Raw genomic sequence first — 17603 nt, 5'->3', positions numbered from 1 at the left:
GGCGCGCGGCGATCTCCGGGTCGAGGCTGCTGCTGGGCGGGGGAACGCTGGTCATGGCCCCATTGTGCCGCCCTTCGCGGGCCGCCCCGGGCGGTGTCCACTGTCCGGACCGGGTGGCCGGTCGTAGGGTGGCTGACATGTCGACCCATGCGAAGCGTGAACGACTTCTCCTCGCCGATCTGTTGGAGGCGGAGGGTCCCGAGGCGCCCACCCTGTGCGAGGGCTGGAAGACGCGTGACCTGGCGGCCCACGTGGTGGTGCGCGAGCGCCGCGCGGACGCGGCGGGCGGGCTCCTGATCAAGCAGCTCGCCCCGCGCCTGGAGCGGGTTCAGGCCGAGTTCGCCGCGAAGCCGTACGAGGAACTGATCCAGCTGATCCGTACGGGACCGCCGCGGTTCTCGCCCTTCTCCCTGAAGCAGATCGACGAGTTGTCGAACGCCGTCGAGTTCTACGTCCACACCGAGGACGTGCGCCGCGCGCAGCCCGACTGGACGCCCCGCGAGCTCGATCCCGTCTTCGCGAACACCCTGTGGTCCCGCCTGGAGCGCTCGGCCCGCCTGGTGGGCCGCAAGGCCCCGGTGGGCCTGGTGCTGCGCCGCCCGGACGGCCAGACGGCGGTGGCGCACCGGGGGGCGCCGGTGGTGACGGCGACCGGCGAGCCGTCGGAGCTGCTGATGTTCGTGTACGGCAGGCAGGAGGTCGCGGACGTGGAGCTGGACGGCGACAAGGCGGCGATCGCGACGCTGCAGGATTCGAAGCAGCTGGGTCTGTGACCCGTGAACCACGCGGCTCAGCGCGGGAGTTCGGCGCGGCGCAGGGGGCGTGAGCAGAGGCCGATGACGCCGCCGAGGGCGCTGAGTGCGGCGCACCCGGCGTACACCGGCTCGATGCCCCATGCCCCGATCGCGGCGCCGACGACCGGATAGCACAGCGGTGCGGCGCCCATGGTGAAGAGGGTGGCCACGGAGGTGACGCGCCCCAGGTAGGCGGGGTCGGCGGCGGTCTGCATGAGCGCCGCGATCAGGGCGCCGCCCAGCCCGGTGCACAGCCCCACGCAGAGCCCGGCCGCCGTGGCCGCCGCGACCGAGGGCGCGAAGCCGATGCCCGCCAGGGCGACCGATCCCGCGATGACGCCCGCGGACTGCACCGCCCCGGCCCGGGGTATCCGCCCGCGTACGGCGAGCAGGAGGGCGGCGAGCCCCGCGCCGACGCCGAATCCCGCGATGATCCAGCCCATTCCCGCGGCGCCCCAGCCGCGCCGGTCCGCGAGGAGCACCAGGCCGATGTTGGCGGGTCCCGCGAAGCCGAGTTCCATCACCGCCGCGACGAGCGTCAGCGGGGCGAGGAGCCGGTGTCCGCGGATGTAGCGCAGCCCGTCGGCGAGTTGCCGCAAGGCCGAGTCGCCGCGCGCAGCGGCGTCGTCGGCGGGCAGCGGGCGCAGGCGTACGGCCGCGAGCAGCACCAGCGAGAGGACGAACAGCACACCGCCGAGCGCGAACGCGGCCGCGGGCCCGCCGAGCGCCACGGCGAGGCCGCCCAGCGGCGCCGCGACGACGGTGGCGACGCGCTGGGCCAGACCCCGCATGCCCTGGACCCGCCCCAGCTGGCCCGGCGCGGTGATGCGCGGCGGCAGCGCGCCCACGCTCGGCAGGAACAGCGCGTCGACCGCGCCGAAGACCAGGGCGATGCAGGCGAGCAGCCAGATGCCGGGTGAGGAGACGAGCAGCAGCAGGGCGGCCACGAGGAGCACGGCGCAGCGGACCGCGTCGCTGCCGATCACCACGCGGCGCGGGCCGAGGCGGTCCGCGACGACTCCCCCGCCGAGCATGAGGGCGGCGCGGGGGACGGCACCGACGGCGAGGACCAGGCCCGCCTGGCCGGGGCTGCCGCTGCGGGCCGCGGCCCAGGACAGGGCGACGAAGTAGATCCCGTCGCCGACCATCGACGTGGTGTAGGCGCCGAGCCAGCGCAGGACGTTGCCGTCGCGGTGGGCGGGGCGTTCGGTCGCCGGGGGCGCGGTCACGGTGGTCACGGCGGGCCTCTCAGATCCGGAACGGGAAGCTGGCCAGGTGCACGGCGACGTTCTCGCGGCCCTCGGTGTCCCCGGCCGCCTCGGCGGTCTTGCCCCGCTCCTCGTAGGCCTTCACCAGGGCGTGGATCTCGGCGTTCAGGGCCGTGAGCTCGGCGGGGTTGAGGCGGGCGAGGAAGTCCGACTGGTCGGCCGCCTTGCGCCACTCGGCGCCCCAGGCCGCCTGCTGGTCGAGGTAGGTCTCGTACTGCTCTTTGCGGTGCGCGAGCAGGCCGCGGACGACGGCCGCGTGCGTGGCCGCTCCCTCGGGCGTGTCCTTGAAGTCCTCGTGGCGGAAGCTCAGCGTGTCCTGCGCGGCCTGCCACCAGCGCTCCCGCGCGTCCTCGCTCTGCGCCTCGGCCTCCTCGATGAGGCCGTGCTCGGCGAGCTTGCGCAGGTGGTAGCTGACGAGCGAGACGGCCTCGTCGACCTGCGCCGCCAGGTGCGAGGCGGTCGCGGGGCCGCCCACCCGCAGGGTGCCGTACAGCTTCATGCGCAGGGGGTGGCCGAAGGCCTTGAGGGTGCCCAGATCCGTGATCCGGCGACGGTTCTCCATATCCTCACGGTAGGTACGAAAGAAAAGTTGCGCAACTAATATTGCGCAACTTTCCCTTCGCATCTGCCGAAGAAAAAGCCCCGGCCACCCCCACAGGGTGACCGGGGCCCAAGAGAACCCACCGCTAGCGGACCGCGTGCCCCGCCTCCCGCAGCGTCTCCTTGACCTCGCCGATCCGCAGATCACCGAAGTGGAAGACCGACGCCGCGAGCACCGCGTCCGCGCCCGCCTCGACGGCCGGCGGGAAGTGCTCCAGGCGGCCCGCGCCACCGGAGGCGATCACCGGCACGGACACGTGCTTGCGCACCGCCGAGATCATCTCGATGTCGTAGCCGTCCTTCGTGCCGTCCGCGTCCATCGAGTTGAGCAGGATCTCCCCCGCCCCGAGCTCCGCGGCCCGGTGCGCCCACTCGACCGCGTCGATCCCCGCGGACTTGCGGCCGCCGTGGGTGGTGACCTCGAACGACCCGGACGGAGTCCGCCGCGCGTCCACGGAGAGGACGAGCACCTGACGGCCGAACCGCTCCGCGATCTCGCGGATCAGGTCGGGGCGCGCGATGGCGGCCGTGTTGACGCCGACCTTGTCCGCGCCCGCGCGCAGCAGCTTGTCGACGTCCTCGGCGGTACGCACGCCGCCGCCCACCGTGAGCGGGATGAAGACCTGCTCTGCGGTGCGGCGGACCACGTCGTACGTGGTCTCGCGGTTGCCGGACGACGCGGTGATGTCCAGGAAGGTGAGCTCGTCGGCGCCCTCGGCGTCGTACACCTTGGCCATCTCGACGGGGTCGCCCGCGTCGCGCAGGTTCTGGAAGTTGACGCCCTTGACGACGCGGCCGTTGTCCACGTCGAGGCAGGGGATCACACGTACCGCGAGCGTCATGCGGGGGCTCCTCGGAAGGCTTCCAGTTCCACTTCGACCAGGATGCGCGGGTCGACGAAGCCGGAGACGACCGCCATGGTCATGACCGGACGCACGGAGCCGAAGACCTCCTTGTGGGCCCGGCCCACCTCGTCGACGTCCCGCGCATGGGTCAGGAGAATGCGGGTGCGGATCACGGCCTCGGCGCCGAGGCCGAGCTCGGCGATCGCCTCCAGCGCGTTGTCCATGGCGACCCGCGCCTGTTCGTAGGGATCGCCCTCGCCGTACAGGACGTCGCCCTTGAAGGAGGTGGTGCCGCCGACCACGACCCGGTCGCCCGCCTCGACGGCACGGGCGAAGCCGAAGGCCTCCTCCCAGGGGCTCCCGCTCTGCACTCGTCGCAGCCCGCTCATCGCGACACGGCCTCCAGCGCTTCCTCCAGCGTGAACGCCTTCGCGTACAGCGCCTTGCCGACGATCGATCCCTCGACGCCCTGCGGCACGAGCTCGGCGATGGCGCGCAGGTCGTCGAGGCTGCTCACGCCGCCGGAGGCGACCACGGGGCGGTCCGTGGCCGCGCAGACGTTCTTCAGGAGCTCCAGGTTGGGGCCCTGCAGTGTGCCGTCCTTGGCGATGTCCGTGACCACGTAGCGGGCGCAGCCCTCGGCGTTGAGGCGCTCCAGGGTCTCGTAGAGGTCGCCGCCGTCGCGGGTCCAGCCGCGGCCGCGCAGCGTCGTGCCGCGTACGTCGAGACCGACCGCGATCTTGTCACCGTGCTCGGCGATGACCTTGGCCACCCACTCCGGGGTCTCCAGGGCGGCCGTGCCGAGGTTGACGCGGGTGCAGCCGGTGGCGAGGGCCGCGGCGAGCGAGGCGTCGTCGCGGATGCCGCCCGACAGCTCGACCTTGATGTCCATGGCCCCGGCGACCTCGGCGATCAGCGCGCGGTTGTCGCCGGTGCCGAAGGCGGCGTCCAGGTCGACCAGGTGCAGCCACTCGGCGCCCGACCGCTGCCAGGCGAGGGCGGCCTCCAGCGGGGAGCCGTAGGAGGTCTCCGTGCCGGACTCGCCGTGGACGAGGCGTACGGCCTGCCCGTCGCGGACGTCGACGGCGGGAAGGAGTTCGAGGGTGCTCACAGGGTTCCGATCCAGTTGGTGAGGAGCTGGGCGCCGGCGTCGCCGGACTTCTCGGGGTGGAACTGGGTGGCGCTCAGGGCGCCGTTCTCGACGGCCGCCACGAAGGGCTCGCCGTGCGTGGACCAGTGCACGTAGGGGGCGCGCATCACCGGGTTCGCGACTTCCAGGGACCAGTCGTGCACCGCGTAGGAGTGGACGAAGTAGAAGCGCGCGTCGCCGTCCAGGCCCTTGAAGAGAGGGGATCCGGCCGAGGCCTGGACCGTGTTCCAGCCCATGTGCGGCACGATCTCGGCCTTCAGCGGCTCGACCGTGCCGGGCCACTCGTCGAGGCCCTCGGTCTCCACGCCGTGCTCGATGCCGCGCGCGAAGAGGATCTGCATGCCGACGCAGATGCCCATGACGGGGCGTCCGCCGGACAGGCGCCGCCCGACGATCCAGTCGCCGCGCGCCTCCTTGAGCCCCTGCATGCAGGCGGCGAAGGCGCCGACGCCGGGCACGAGCAGGCCGTCGGCGTTCATGGCGGTGTCGTAGTCACGGGTGATCTCGACGTCGGCGCCCGCGCGCGCGAGGGCACGCTCGGCGGAGCGCACGTTGCCGAAGCCGTAGTCGAAGACGACGACCTTCTTGGGAGTGCTCATGGTGCGTACGCCTCCCGTCAGTTCCAGTAGTCGAGCCGCAGGATGCCCGCGGCCAGACACATCGCGGCGCCGATGGAGAGCAGCGTGATGAGGCTCTTCGGCATGCCCTGCTTGACGAAGGAGATGATGCCGCCGATCAGGAAGAGACCCACGACGATGAGGATGGTGTTGAGCCCGGTCATGGGTTACAGCGCACCCTTCGTGGAGGGGAGGATGCCTTCGGCGCGCGGGTCGCGCTCGGACGCGTACCGCAGCGCGCGGGCCAGGGCCTTGAACTGGCACTCCACGATGTGGTGGGCGTTGCGCCCGTACGGCACGTGGACGTGCAGCGCGATCTGGGCCTGCGCGACGAAGGACTCCAGGATGTGCCGGGTCATCGTCGTGTCGTAGGCACCGATCATGGGCGCCATGTTCTCGGGCTCGGTGTGCACGAGGTAGGGGCGGCCGCTCAGGTCGACGGTCACCTGGGCGAGCGACTCGTCCAGCGGGACGGTGCAGTTGCCGAAGCGGTAGATGCCGACCTTGTCGCCGAGCGCCTGCTTGAAGGCGGCACCGAGGGCGAGCGCGGTGTCCTCGATGGTGTGGTGCGAGTCGATGTGCAGGTCGCCGTCGGTCTTGACCGTCAGGTCGAAGAGGCCGTGGCGGCCGAGCTGGTCGAGCATGTGGTCGTAGAAGCCGACCCCGGTCGACACGTCGACCTTGCCGGTGCCGTCGAGGTCGATCTCGACGACGACGGAGGTCTCCTTGGTGGTCCGCTCGATTCTTCCGACGCGGCCTTCGCGAGTCATGCGCTCTGCTCCTTCTTGAGTGTGCGTACCGCATCGAGGAACGCGTCGTTTTCGTCGGGGGTTCCGGTGGACACGCGCAGCCATCCCGGCACGCCGTTGTCCCGCACCAGAACGCCCCGGTCGAGGATCTGCCGCCACACTTCGTGCGAGGCGCCCTCGCCGTCGAATCGCCCGAACTGCACGAAGTTGGCGTCCGAGTCGGTCACCTCGTACCCCATCGCGCGCAGCTCGGTGACGATGCGGTCGCGCTCCCCCTTGAGCTGCTCGACGTACTTCAGGAGCGTGTCGGTGTGCTCCAGGGCGGCGAGCGCGGTGGCCTGCGTGACGGCCGACAGGTGGTAGGGCAGGCGCACCAGTTGCACCGCGTCGACGACCGCCGGGTCGGCGGCGAGGTAGCCGAGGCGCAGCCCGGCCGCGCCGAAGGCCTTCGACATGGTGCGGGAGACGACGAGGTTCGGGCGGCCCTCGATCAGCGGGAGCAGCGAGTCGCCGTGGCTGAACTCGACGTACGCCTCGTCGATCACGACCATGGACGGCTTCGCGGCCTGCGCCGCCTCGTACAGCGCGAGGACGGCCTCGGCCGGGACCGCGTTGCCCGTGGGGTTGTTGGGCGTGGTGATGAAGACGACGTCCGGGCGGTGCTCGGCGATGGCCTTCGTGGCCGCGTCGACGTCGATGGTGAAGTCGTCGTAGCGCGGTCCGGAGATCCAGCCGGTGCCGGTGCCGCGGGCGATGAGGCCGTGCATCGAGTACGACGGTTCGAAGCCGATGGCCGTGCGGCCCGGGCCGCCGAAGGTCTGCAGCAGTTGCTGGATGACTTCGTTCGAGCCGTTGGCCGCCCAGACGTGGGCGCGCGTCACCTCGTGCCCGCCGGTGCGGGTGAGGTAGCGGGCGAGCTCGGTGCGCAGCTCGACCGCGTCCCTGTCGGGGTAGCGGTTGAGGTCCCGGGCGGCCTCGCGCACCCGCTCGGCGATGCGCTCGACGAGCGGCTCGGGCAGTGGGTAGGGGTTCTCGTTGGTGTTCAGGCGTACGGGCACGTCGAGCTGGGGTGCGCCGTAGGGGGACTTGCCGCGCAGCTCGTCGCGCACGGGCAGGTCGTCGATGCGGATCCCGGATCGGGTCTCGGAGGCGCTCACTGGCCCGGCACCTCCCAGCCGAAGCGGGCCTTCACGGCCGCCCCGTGCGCGGGCAGGTCCTCCGCCTCGGCGAGCGTGACGACGTGGTGCGCGACGTCCGCGAGGGCCTCGCGGGAGTAGTCCACGATGTGGATGCCGCGCAGGAACGACTGGACGCTGAGCCCCGAGGAGTGGCAGGCGCAGCCGCCGGTGGGCAGGACGTGGTTGGAGCCCGCGCAGTAGTCGCCGAGGGAGACGGGCGCCCACGGGCCGACGAAGATCGCGCCGGCGTTCTTGACGCGCCCCGCGACGGCGGCCGCGTCCCCGGTCTGGATCTCCAGGTGCTCCGCGCCGTACGCGTCGACGACCCGCAGGCCCTCCTCCAGGCCGTCGACCAGGACGATCGCGGACTGGCGGCCGCTCAGCGCGGGGACGATGCGGTCCTCGACGTGCTTGGTGGCGGCGACCTGCGGCGCCAGCTCCTTCTCGACCGCGTCCGCGAGGGCCACGGAGTCCGTGACGAGGACGGCGGCCGCGAGCGGGTCGTGCTCGGCCTGGCTGATCAGGTCGGACGCGACGTGCGCCGGGTCGGCGGTGTCGTCGGCGAGGACCGCGATCTCGGTCGGGCCCGCCTCGGTGTCGATGCCGATGCGCCCGGTGAAGTAGCGCTTGGCGGCCGCGACCCAGATGTTGCCGGGGCCCGTGACCATGTTGGCCGGGGCGCAGCTCTCGGTGCCGTACGCGAACATCGCGACGGCCTGGGCGCCGCCGACCGCGTACACCTCGTCGATGCCGAGGAGCGCGCAGGCGGCGAGGATCGTCGGGTGCGGCAGGCCGCCGAAGTCGGCCTGCGGCGGGGACGCGAGCGCCATCGACTCGACGCCCGCCTCCTGCGCGGGGACGGCGTTCATGATCACGGAGGAGGGGTAGACGGACCGGCCGCCCGGTGCGTAGAGCCCGACGCGCTCGACGGGCACCCACTTCTCGGTGACCGTGCCGCCGGGGACGACCTGCGTGGTGTGCGGGGCGCGGCGCTGCTCGCGGTGGACGGTGCGGGCGCGGCGGATGGACTCCTCCAGGGCCGCGCGGACGGCCGGGTCGAGGCCGTCCAGGGCCTCGGTGAGGGCGGCGGCGGGGACGCGGACCCGGTCCAGGCGCACGCCGTCGAACTTCTCCGCGTAGTCGATCAGCGCCGCGTCGCCACGATGATGCACGTCCTCGCAGATGGGCCGCACCTTCTCCAGGGCGGCCGCGACGTCGAAGTCGGCACGGGGCAGCAGGGCGCGCAGGGCGGACCCGGACGGAAATTCCGTGAGGGCGTCGCCGCGCAGATCGATTCGAGAGATCACATGGCCAATTCTCTCAGACCTTCTTTCGGGGGCGGACGCGCGTATCACTGGCTGATATGAACCGCGGAAGACCGCGTTCACCACTAGGGTCTCGCTGGCGTTCAGCCGGTCACCGAGCGGGCATGAAACAGGTGTACGAAGAGGCGTGCACCGCAGGACGGAGGGATACAGCAGTGGTCGACGACGCCGGCACCGGGGATCCGCCGGACGGACTGACCGCCGCGGAGATCGGCATGTGGCAGGCCTTCCGCAACGGCAGTGTCTACGACCTCAGATCGGGCGATCCGGCCGTCGACGATCCGCACGGCGGGCACCCCTGGGGGCCCGAGCGGAGCGTGCGGGCGCGCATCGTGTGCTGGCTGCTGCTCGACGGTCCGCCCGCGCTCGCGGGCCGCGTCTCCTCCCTGAAGCTGGCGGGCGTGCAGATCACCGACCCGCTCGACCTCGCGGGCGGCACGGTCGTCCCGTACACCGAGATGAAGCACTGCCGCTTCGAGAAGGAGGTCCTGCTCCCCGAGGCCCGCTTCGCGACGCTGCGGCTCGTCGACTGCTCGATCCCGCGCGTCGAGGCGGCCAGGCTGCACACCGAGGGCGATCTGCACCTGCCGCGCTGCCGGATCCACAACGGCATCCGGCTGACCGACGCCCACATCGGCACCGACCTGCTGCTGAACCAGGCGGTCGTCTACCGCGACCGGCGCAGCCACTCGATCACCGGCGACGGCCTCACCGTCGGCCAGGACCTGCAGGCCGAGATGATGGAGTCGCACGGCGAGCTGAGCCTGCGCGGCGCGAAGATCGGTGTGTCGCTGAGCCTGCGCGGCAGCAAGCTGGTGAACCAGTACGGCAGGCATGCCCTCAACGCCCCGCAGATGACCGTCGAGCGCACGCTGTACCTGACCCCGGCGGCCGTCGGCAATCCCCCGCAGACCAGCGGCACCACACCGGCCCGCGGCACCCGCGTGCAGCGCTTCGAGTGCGAGGGCGGCATCCGCCTCGACGACGGCCGCTTCGGCGACGCCATCGACTTCGCGCACGCCCGCTTCACGCTCCAGAACGACCAGGAGATCTCGCTGCGCCGCGTCCAGACGCCCGAGCTCCGCTTCCTCGGCGAGGCACCGCAGCGCGGGAAGGTCGTGCTGTCCGGCGCCAGGGTCGTCAACCTCATCGACCGGGCGACGAGCTGGCCCGGGCCCGGCGGTCTCCAGATGGGCGGCTTCACGTACGAGAACCTGGTGCCGCAGGGCAGCTTCCCGCTGTCCCGGCGGCTGAGCTGGGTGATGGCCGCGACGGCCGAGTACAACCCCGAGCCGTACGAGAAGCTCGCCACCGTCCTGCGCAACGGCGGCGAGGACGCCGACGCCCGTGAGGTCCTCCTCGCCAAGCAGCGCAGGCGCCGCGAGACCCTGCCGCTGGCGGCGAAGCTCTGGGGGTACGCGCAGGACTGGACCGTCGCCTACGGCTACCGGCCGGGCCGGGCCGCGGTCTGGATGGCCGTGCTGTGGGCGATCAGCGCGGTGGCGTTCTCGCGCGCCGAGCATCCGGCGATCAAACCGGGCGAGCACCCGAACTGGAACCCCGCCCTGTTCTCCCTCGACCTGCTGCTGCCGGTCATCAACCTCGGACAGGACACCTACTGGCAGCTGAACGGCGGCTGGCAGTGGTTCTCGACCGCGCTGATCCTGCTCGGCTGGATCCTGGCGACCACGGTGGCGGCGGGCGCGACCCGGCTCCTGCGGCGCAGCTGAGCCCGCCACGGCCGAAACCCATGGCCAAAGGCTGAACCGTTACGCAATGCCAGGCAACCATCCCCCGCCTTGGGCCGTCATCCCTGCGACCGACAAACAACCACGACGGTGACCGGCTGATCCGCGCGAGCGGCGCCGGTCGATGCGCAAAGGAGGGCACGGTGCTGCGTGCCTTCATCCGTACCGCCCGCATGGTCCGGCACACCCCGCGGCTCGCCGCCGGGCTCCCGCCGGACGACGAGGTGCTCCTCGACGTGCCCGACGAGCGGCTCGCCCCCGCCCTGGTGGCCGCCGGGCGCGGTGACTACGGCCCGGCCGCCAAGGTCCTCGCCACCACCCGCGAGGCCGCCGAGTGGGAGAACCGCGACCGCTACACCACGCGGCTCGCCGCCTTCGCACGCTCCCGCCCCGAGTGGTTCGACGACTGGCTCGGCGCGTCCCCGCACGACCCGGACGCCCTGCTCGTCAAGGCCGAGCTCGCGGTGGTGCGCGGCTGGGAATCGCCGGCCCGCGCCGAACTCCTGCGCGAGTCGGGCCCGCTGCTCACCGCGGCCGCCGAGGCCGACCCGCGCGACCCGGTGCCCTGGCGGATCGCCCTGGACCACGCCCGCGGCACGCACGCCCCGCACACCGTCTTCGAGCAGCTGTGGGAGGAGGCGGTGCGCCGCTCCTCGTACCACTACGGCTGCCATGCCTCGGCCCTGCAGTACCTGTCGGCCGCCTGGTACGGCTCGCACCGCGAGTGCTTCGACTTCGCCGAGCGCGCCGCGGACGACGCGCTGCCCGGCTCGTTGATACAGGTCCTTCCGGCGCGGGCCGCCTTCGCCTATCTGACGAGCCCTTCGGGGAACCTGCCGCGCGAGCGCCTGGACGCGGCGGCGGACCTCGCGATCCGTCTGTCGCGGGAGTACGAGGCCGGGGACCCGTGGCCCGCCGAGGTCCGCAACCTCCTCACCTACGTCCTGGTCCGCCTGGAGCGGTGGGACGACGCCCTGGACCAGCTGCGCCTGATCGGGCCGTACGCCACGTCGTTCCCCTGGGACCGGATGGCGGACGATCCGCTCGGCCAGTTCCTGGAGCTGCGCGACGGCGTACGGATAGAAGTGGCGTCGCGTACGCCGCTGCGCGGTCCGCGGGAACGGGACCGCTCCGGCGACCATTAGGCTTGCCGGTCGTGACCACCCGGCTTCCGCTCTTTCCGCTCAACTCGGTGCTGTTCCCCGGCCTCGTGCTGCCGCTGAACGTCTTCGAGGAGCGATATCGCGCCATGATGCGCGAGCTGCTCAAGACTCCTGAGGAGGAGCAGCGCCAGTTCGCCGTCGTCGCGATCCGCGACGGCCAGGAGGTGGCGCCGAGCGCGCCAGGACTCCCCGACCCGACGGCGCAGCCCGACCACGGCCCCGCCGCGGGGTTCGGCGACGATCCGCTCAAGGCCTTCCACACCATGGGCTGCGTGGCGGACGCCGCGACGATCAGGGAGCGCGACGACGGCGGCTTCGAGGTCCTCGCGACGGGCACGACGCGGGTGCGGATCCACTCGGTCGACGCCTCGGGGGCCTTCCTCACCGCCGAGGTCGAGGAGGTGCCCGAGGAGTCCGGCGACGGCGCGGGCGCGCTGGCCGAGGGCGTCCTGCGCGCCTTCCGCTCCTACCAGAAGCGGCTGGCCGGGGCGCGGGAGCGCTCTCTGTCGACGGGCGCCGAGCTGCCCGACGACCCGTCCGTCGTGTCGTACCTGGTCGCGGCGGCGGCCGTGCTCGACACCGGCACCAAGCAGCGGCTCCTGGAGGCTCCGGACACGGCGGCGCGGCTGCGGGACGAGCTGAAACTGCTGCGCTCCGAGACCGCGATCATCCGTAACCTGCCCTCGCTGCCCGCGACGGACCTGACGCGCGGGACGACGAGTCTCAACTGACGTAAGGCGCGAGCACCATGGCGAAGAAGCAGAAGAAGCAGGCACAGGCCGGGGGCACGCCCGCGACGGTCGCGCTCACCGCCGCCGGCACGACCTTCACGGTCCACTCCTACGAGCACGACCCGGCCCACCCGTCGTACGGCGACGAGGCCGCCGAGGCCATGGGCGTCTCGCCCGACCGGGTCTTCAAGACGCTGGTCGCCGAGGTCGACGGCGCGCTCACCGTGGCGATCGTCCCCGTGGCGGGCTCCCTCGACCTGAAGGCCCTGGCCGCCGCGGTCTCCGGCAAGCGGGCCGCGATGGCCGACCCGGCGGCCGCCGAGCGCACCACGGGCTATGTGCGGGGCGGCATCTCCCCGCTCGGCCAGCGCAAGAAGCTGCGCACGGTCCTGGACGACTCGGCGTCGGCGCACCCCACGATCTGCGTCTCGGCGGGCCGCCGCGGCCTGGAGGTCGAACTGGCGCCGGGCGACCTGGCCTCCCTCACCGACGCGGTGCTCGCGCCGATCGGCCGGGGTTAGGGCCTGTCCGGAGTCTGCCCCGCCCGGTCGACCACGTCGACGTCGAGGAGCGCGACGTGGTCCGAGCCGAGGTAGGCGAGGCGCTTGTCCTCGAAGACCCAGACCTGCCGGTTCTCGCCGTCGCCGAAGGCGAGCCCCACACCGGAACGTCCTGACGCGTCCTCGGCGTCGTCGACCACCGTGATGCCCGGGACCCGGGCGGCTGCGCGGTAGAGGGTGGCGCCCACGTCGGGCAGCAGGGTGGCCCCCTCGAGCATGCTGCCGATCATCTCCAGAGCCGCTTCCTCATGGGTGGGCCCCTGTCCCTCGGTCGCCGACCAGACCTTGTCGTACAGCGCACCGGGGTCGGTGGGCAGGGCCTGCAGCTCCCGGTAGGTGGTGGCGTTCGGGTCGGCCTGGAGCCGCATGTCCGTGGTGCCCTTGCCCGATGGGCCGGACAGGACGGTGGTCCGGGCGAGCCCGTCGCGACGGCCGTCGACGGCGTGCCAGTCCGCGCGACGGAAGGTGTCCAGTCCCTGGTCCGTCAAGTCGTCGGTGCCCTGGACGAGGGTGTAGACCCACTGGTCGTCCCGTACGGCCGGAGTGCCCTTGGCGGCGGTGACCGTGGCGATGCGGTCCAGCAGCGCGACGGCTTCCGAGTCGGTGGCGGGCCCGGCCGGGCCGTCCCCGCCGCCGACGGTGAGGACGGTGGTGAGGACCGCGGCGGCGGTGACGGGCACGGCCACCAGGGCCACCGCCCGCCGCAGCCGCCGGGGCGGGCGGTGGCCGGCGTCGGCCGGGCCAGGCGTGGGGGTGGGGGCTTCGGCTTCCTTGGTGATCTCCTGCATGAGGTGGGCCTCCATCAGCGTCATCCGGTCGCTCGACAGGACCGGGGTGGCCGGGCCGGGCAGCAGCCCGGCCAGTTCCTGGCGTTCCGTGGGATTCATCGGTCTCTCTCCTGTGCCGACCGGGCCGTCGCGGCTCGGTCATCCGGTTCCTGTCCGCCGGCGGGGAGGCGTCTCGTTCTTCCGTCGATCCCGGTCGTGTCCCTTCCGGCCGGTGCTTCGGTGCGGCGCGCCAGTTCGCTCTCGGCCAGCCGCCGCAGGCGCTGCCGGGCGCGGGCGAGCCGGGAGCGCACCGTGCTGACCGGCACCCCCAGGGCCGCGGCGGCGTCGGCGTAGCTCAGCTCGGACCAGACGCACAGCGCGAAGACCTCGCGTTCGCGGGGCCGCAGTTGCCGCAGGGCGGCCGTGGCGGCGGCGAGCCGTTCGGCGTCCTCAAGACGGCCGATCAGGGCGTCGGAGAAGTCGGGCACCGTCCCGGTGCCGGACCTTTGGTGCGGGAGGCGGTCGGGGAGGCGGTCGAGGGCTGCCCTGTGCCGCCGGGCCGCACGGCGGGTGTTGCGCAGCACGTTGGTGGAGATCCCGAACAGCCAGGCCCGCAGACCGTCGTCGTTGTCGTTGCCGTCGGGCCGGACCCGTGCGGCGAAGCCGCCGTCGTCCAGCAGCTTCTCCCGCAGCCGCCAGGCCTCCAGGAAGGTCAGCGAGACCACGTCCTCGGCCGGGCCCGGATCACCGAGCCACCGTGCGGCGTGAGCGTGCACGGCCTGCGCGTGCTGCCGGAAGAGGTGGGCGAACGCCTGGGCGTCACCGGCTCGTATGCGAGCGCGTAAGGATAGGTCCACGTCACCTCCTGTCCGCCCGCCGCGGGCCGTCCCGGTGATGTGCGTCACGGCAGGATCGGCCTGTCCGCGGGATCTCCGCGGACGACGTGAAAGCGCCCTCGACACCCGTCCCGCACGGGACTAGTACCGAGGGCATGTCGAAGAAGACGCGCATGCGGAAGTGGCGGGCGAAGAAGCGCAAGGCCAACCACGGAAAACGCCCCGCCTAGGATCCGGGGACCCGGGGCGGGGCTCAGGGCCCGGGACAGGGCTCAGGGCGCCGGATACGGCTCCGGGTCCCGCGGACCGAACAGACCGGTGAGGCCGAGGTGCACGGCCAGCGCGGCCACCGGCCAGGCGAGGACCGTGCCCATGGCCTTGAGTTCCAGCGGCGCGTCGAACACGACACCCTTGCCGACCGACTTGGCGTGCGCCACCACGTCCGTCTCGGGTCCGAGCCAGATGCCGACCCGCCACGCGAGCAGCGCGCCGAGCAGGCTGCCGAGCGCGAGCCCCGCGACCAGCGGGATGCCGCCGCGTTTGCGCAGCAGGAAGACGACGACGCCGCTGACGAGACCGAAGCCGAGCGACAGCAGCGTAAACGTTCCGTCCACGCCTATGGCCTGCTCGCCCTCGGTGTCCTTGAGGTACACCACCTTGCCGTCCGAGATGAGCGGCACCCGCGGCGAGAGCCACATCCACAGCAGCCCGAGCAGGACGCCGCCGAGGGCGACCGCGACCATGATCACTGCAGCCTGCCGCACTTCGGTCTTCATGCCGGGACCGTCCTCCTCGTATCCGTGAGGAGACGTCGCTCCCGACGGCTGCGCGGGCGCCTGCCAGGGGTCGTGCGGGGGTTGTTCGTGCGGCGGTTGGGAGGGTGTCAACGGTGCGGTCACCCCCACATCGTGCCAGCACTCCCTGTGCGGCGCGTCACCGCACGGCCGCCCGGCGGAACGCCCAGGTGGCGACGGCCAGCGAGACCACGCCGACGCCCGCGCAGACCGCGAGGTCGAGGGCGACGACGCCCCAGTCCGGATCCGGCCCGAACGTACGGGCGAAGGCCTCCACGCCGTACGTCGAGGGCAGCAGGTCGCGCGCGTACTGCAGCAGCGTCGGCATGCGGTCGGCCGGGAGCACCCCGAGCAGCAGCGCCGCCGACATGCCCATCTGGCCGAGGAGCGTGGCCAGTTCCGGCCGGGGCGCGAGCAGCCCGAGGGCCGCGCCGAGCCCGGCCAGGGCGGCACCGGCGAGCGGAATCACCGCCAGGAGCACCCACAGGTGCGTGAAGGGCAGCCCGAAGAGCCCGCACCCGACGATCGCCGTCACGAACGTTCCGGGCACCGTGAAGGAGGCGTACGCGGCCGCGGCGCCCAGGACCACGGCGGCGGGCGGCACGGGGAGCGTGGCGTAGTGGTCGAGTCCGCCGTCGGAGCGGAGCTGGCCGAAGTACTGGGCGAGCAGGTTGAGGGCGACGAACGCGACGACGAGCACGGAGGATCCGGCGACGACGGCCCGCGCCTCACCGCCCCCGTCGACGACGCCGCGCATCAGGATCATGATGCCGACGGACTGGAAGGTCGCCACGAAGAGCAGCGGTATCCGGGCGACCCGGGCCCGTGACAGCTGGGCGCGGTAGACGGCCGAGAGCGCCGGCAGCAGCCGGGCCGGCGGCCCGAGGGGCGCGGGGCCCGTGTCGGCCGCCTGGGCACGCCCGTCGGCCCGCACCACGGCTTCGAGGGGAACGGCACTCACCGGGCAACCCTTCTGTCGCTGTTCCTACGCACTCTGCTCGGCGTCACGCCTTCACCAGCCCCCGCCCGCTCCCGCCCAGCGCGAGATAGACGTCCTCCAGGCTGGGCGTGGCCAGCGTGAAGTCGTCCAGCGCGGCGAACGCCGCCCCGCCGGTGACCGCCGCGACGGCCGCCCGCGCCTCGTCCGGGGCGAGCCGCAGGGACCACCGCCGCCCCGATTCGACCGCGGAGGACCGCAGCGCGGCCACCTCAGGCACGTCCAGCGGCGCCCGCTCCCGCCACACCAGCTCCACCCTGACCTCGTCCGCGACCTTCTCCTTGAGCCCGGCCGGGGTGTCGCAGGCGATGACCTTGCCCTGGTCGAGCACGGCGACGCGGTCGAGGACGGTCTCGGCCTCGATGACGTTGTGCGTCACCAGCACCACCGTGGTGCCGCGCTCGGCCCTGCGCCGGTCGATCGCCGCCCAGACGGCACGCCGGGCGACCGGGTCCATCCCGGTGGTGGGCTCGTCCAGGACGAGCAGCTGCCGCTCCCCCACCAGCGCGGTGGCGAAGCAGGCGAGCCGGCGCTGCCCGCCGGAAAGCTTCTTCAGCGGCCGCGAGGCCAGCGGCGTGAGCCCCAGCTCTTCGAGGACCGCGTCCCGCTCGGCCCGCGCCCGCGCCACGTCGAGCCCCCGCAGCCGTCCGGTCGTCTCCACGGCGAGCGACACGGTCAGCTCGTCGAGGGCGGTGGACTCCTGCCCCAGGTACGCGAGGATCCGCGCGGCCCGCTCGGGGTGCCGCACGATGTCGTGGCCGAGGATCTCGACGCTCCCGCTGTCGGGTCGCATCAGACCGGTCAGCTGGCGCACGAGGGTGGATTTGCCGGCGCCGTTGGGGCCGAGGAGACCGAAGATCTCGCCGCGTCCGACCGTCAGACGGATCCCATCGGTGGCGCGGACCTCGGGGGTCGCGGGCCTGCCGCGCCGGGCGCGGGCGGCGGGATAGGTCTTGACCAGGTCGCGCACCGCGCAGACGGCGTCGTTGCCGTGATCCTGACGGAGTCCCTGTCGGACTGCCGGTGTCGGGCGCGTACTCACGAAGGACGAGCCTACGGGGTCCGCGGGCACGGACTGCGCCCGGGGCGCCCCGTACGTCCCGTGTCAGTCACCTGCGCGGTCCCCCGCGGGCGCGTGCTCGGCGGCCGTCCGCACGTCGACCTCCCGCCAGAAACCGGCCCTGATCGCGTACCGGTCGTGCTCGTCGATCTGGTCGTCCTTGTGCGCGAGCAGACCGAACCGTGCGGCGTAGCGGAGGAGCTCCCCGTCGATGCGGTGCGGGATGCGGGGGTACATCGTCGACAGCTTCTGCAGGTTGTGCTGTTCCGGGAGCCGGGCCATCCAGCGCCGCGCGAACACCTGTCCGACCTCGAAGGGGTCGCCGCCGACGGTGGTGATGTCCTCCTCGCGGTCGGCCCAGCGCTGCTCGGCCGTCGTCAGCTGGGCGAGGGTGGGCAGCGCGGCGGCCTCGGCGCCCTCG

20 protein-coding genes and 1 pseudogene are annotated in these 17603 nt (G+C 72.8%); 5 read left to right on the top strand and 16 right to left on the bottom strand.

Annotation, left to right across the window (positions count from 1 at the left end; all coding sequences use genetic code 11):
* The first annotated feature begins 137 nt into the window (after positions 1-137).
* Positions 138-773: a TIGR03085 family metal-binding protein gene (locus tag AOK03_RS01650; RefSeq protein WP_055563293.1), complete on the top strand. Its 636-nt coding sequence runs from the start codon at positions 138-140 to the stop codon at positions 771-773.
* A gap of 17 nt (positions 774-790) precedes the next feature.
* Here the strand turns inward: AOK03_RS01650 and AOK03_RS01645 are convergent, their stop codons facing one another.
* From AOK03_RS01645 to hisD, 10 genes are all read right to left on the bottom strand, one after another.
* Positions 791-2032, bottom strand: coding sequence for an MFS transporter (locus AOK03_RS01645; protein WP_055563292.1), 1242 nt, complete (start codon positions 2030-2032; stop codon positions 791-793).
* Positions 2033-2042: 10 nt separating this feature from the next.
* Positions 2043-2624, bottom strand: a complete 582-nt coding sequence (locus tag AOK03_RS01640; RefSeq protein WP_055563291.1) for an ArsR/SmtB family transcription factor — start codon at positions 2622-2624, stop codon at positions 2043-2045.
* Positions 2625-2748: 124 nt separating this feature from the next.
* On the bottom strand, positions 2749-3504 hold the full coding sequence (hisF, locus tag AOK03_RS01635) for an imidazole glycerol phosphate synthase subunit HisF (RefSeq protein ID WP_055563290.1): 756 nt from the start codon (positions 3502-3504) through the stop codon (positions 2749-2751).
* A complete protein-coding gene (locus AOK03_RS01630) occupies positions 3501-3896 on the bottom strand; it encodes a RidA family protein (RefSeq protein ID WP_055563289.1) in 396 nt (131 codons plus the stop codon). The genes hisF and AOK03_RS01630 overlap by 4 nt, the downstream gene beginning before the upstream one ends.
* Positions 3893-4618, bottom strand: coding sequence for a bifunctional 1-(5-phosphoribosyl)-5-((5-phosphoribosylamino)methylideneamino)imidazole-4-carboxamide isomerase/phosphoribosylanthranilate isomerase PriA (priA, locus tag AOK03_RS01625; protein WP_055563288.1), 726 nt, complete (start codon positions 4616-4618; stop codon positions 3893-3895). The genes AOK03_RS01630 and priA overlap by 4 nt, the downstream gene beginning before the upstream one ends.
* Positions 4615-5256: an imidazole glycerol phosphate synthase subunit HisH gene (gene hisH / locus AOK03_RS01620; protein WP_055563287.1), complete on the bottom strand. Its 642-nt coding sequence runs from the start codon at positions 5254-5256 to the stop codon at positions 4615-4617. Before hisH ends, priA begins: the two co-directional genes overlap by 4 nt.
* A 17-nt stretch (positions 5257-5273) precedes the next feature.
* Positions 5274-5438: a hypothetical protein gene (locus AOK03_RS43025; RefSeq protein ID WP_055563286.1), complete on the bottom strand. Its 165-nt coding sequence runs from the start codon at positions 5436-5438 to the stop codon at positions 5274-5276.
* Positions 5439-5441: 3 nt separating this feature from the next.
* Positions 5442-6044, bottom strand: a complete 603-nt coding sequence (gene hisB / locus AOK03_RS01610) for an imidazoleglycerol-phosphate dehydratase HisB (RefSeq protein WP_055563285.1) — start codon at positions 6042-6044, stop codon at positions 5442-5444.
* A complete protein-coding gene (locus AOK03_RS01605) occupies positions 6041-7153 on the bottom strand; it encodes a histidinol-phosphate transaminase (RefSeq protein ID WP_055563296.1) in 1113 nt (370 codons plus the stop codon). Before AOK03_RS01605 ends, hisB begins: the two co-directional genes overlap by 4 nt.
* 23 nt (positions 7154-7176) lie before the next feature.
* Positions 7177-8508, bottom strand: a complete 1332-nt coding sequence (gene hisD, locus AOK03_RS01600; protein WP_055563284.1) for a histidinol dehydrogenase — start codon at positions 8506-8508, stop codon at positions 7177-7179.
* Between the two features lie 233 nt (positions 8509-8741).
* Here hisD and AOK03_RS01595 point away from each other — a divergent pair, with 233 nt between their 5' ends.
* The 4 genes from AOK03_RS01595 (at position 8742) to ybaK (ending at position 12689) form a co-directional block, all read left to right on the top strand.
* Positions 8742-10256 (top strand): oxidoreductase, encoded by a 1515-nt coding sequence (locus AOK03_RS01595; RefSeq protein WP_244177448.1) that lies wholly within the window; start codon positions 8742-8744, stop codon positions 10254-10256.
* Positions 10257-10447: 191 nt separating this feature from the next.
* Complete coding sequence (locus AOK03_RS01590) at positions 10448-11419, top strand: hypothetical protein (protein ID WP_055563295.1); 972 nt, start codon at positions 10448-10450, stop codon at positions 11417-11419.
* A gap of 2 nt (positions 11420-11421) precedes the next feature.
* The gene (locus tag AOK03_RS01585; RefSeq protein ID WP_055563282.1) at positions 11422-12168 is read left to right on the top strand and encodes an LON peptidase substrate-binding domain-containing protein; all 747 of its coding nucleotides are present in this window, start codon (positions 11422-11424) and stop codon (positions 12166-12168) included.
* Positions 12169-12185: 17 nt separating this feature from the next.
* Entirely contained in the window at positions 12186-12689 is a 504-nt protein-coding gene (gene ybaK / locus AOK03_RS01580) for a Cys-tRNA(Pro) deacylase (protein WP_055563281.1), read from the top strand.
* On the opposite strand, the gene AOK03_RS01575 is transcribed toward ybaK, so the two are convergent.
* The 6 genes and pseudogenes from AOK03_RS01575 to AOK03_RS01550 form a co-directional block, all read right to left on the bottom strand.
* Complete coding sequence (locus AOK03_RS01575; protein ID WP_055563280.1) at positions 12686-13615, bottom strand: CU044_5270 family protein; 930 nt, start codon at positions 13613-13615, stop codon at positions 12686-12688. The two genes, ybaK and AOK03_RS01575, sit on opposite strands and share 4 nt — an antisense overlap.
* A complete protein-coding gene (locus AOK03_RS01570; protein WP_055563279.1) occupies positions 13612-14352 on the bottom strand; it encodes an RNA polymerase sigma factor in 741 nt (246 codons plus the stop codon). Before AOK03_RS01570 ends, AOK03_RS01575 begins: the two co-directional genes overlap by 4 nt.
* Positions 14353-14603: 251 nt before the next feature.
* Entirely contained in the window at positions 14604-15230 is a 627-nt protein-coding gene (locus AOK03_RS01565) for a hypothetical protein (protein ID WP_055563294.1), read from the bottom strand.
* Between the two features lie 34 nt (positions 15231-15264).
* Positions 15265-16086, bottom strand: coding sequence for an ABC transporter permease (locus tag AOK03_RS01560; RefSeq protein ID WP_055563278.1), 822 nt, complete (start codon positions 16084-16086; stop codon positions 15265-15267).
* 43 nt (positions 16087-16129) lie between these two features.
* A complete protein-coding gene (locus AOK03_RS01555; protein WP_425264346.1) occupies positions 16130-17164 on the bottom strand; it encodes an ABC transporter ATP-binding protein in 1035 nt (344 codons plus the stop codon).
* Between the two features lie 63 nt (positions 17165-17227).
* A pseudogene (locus AOK03_RS01550) lies at positions 17228-17603 on the bottom strand (NYN domain-containing protein); the annotation flags it as partial.

It is taken from the genome of Streptomyces atriruber, from assembly GCF_001418325.1.
GTDB classification, from domain to species: Bacteria; Actinomycetota; Actinomycetes; order Streptomycetales; family Streptomycetaceae; genus Streptomyces; species Streptomyces atriruber.
Note: the sequence above shows the minus strand (reverse complement) of the source record. Positions and strands in the feature narration are given on the sequence as shown.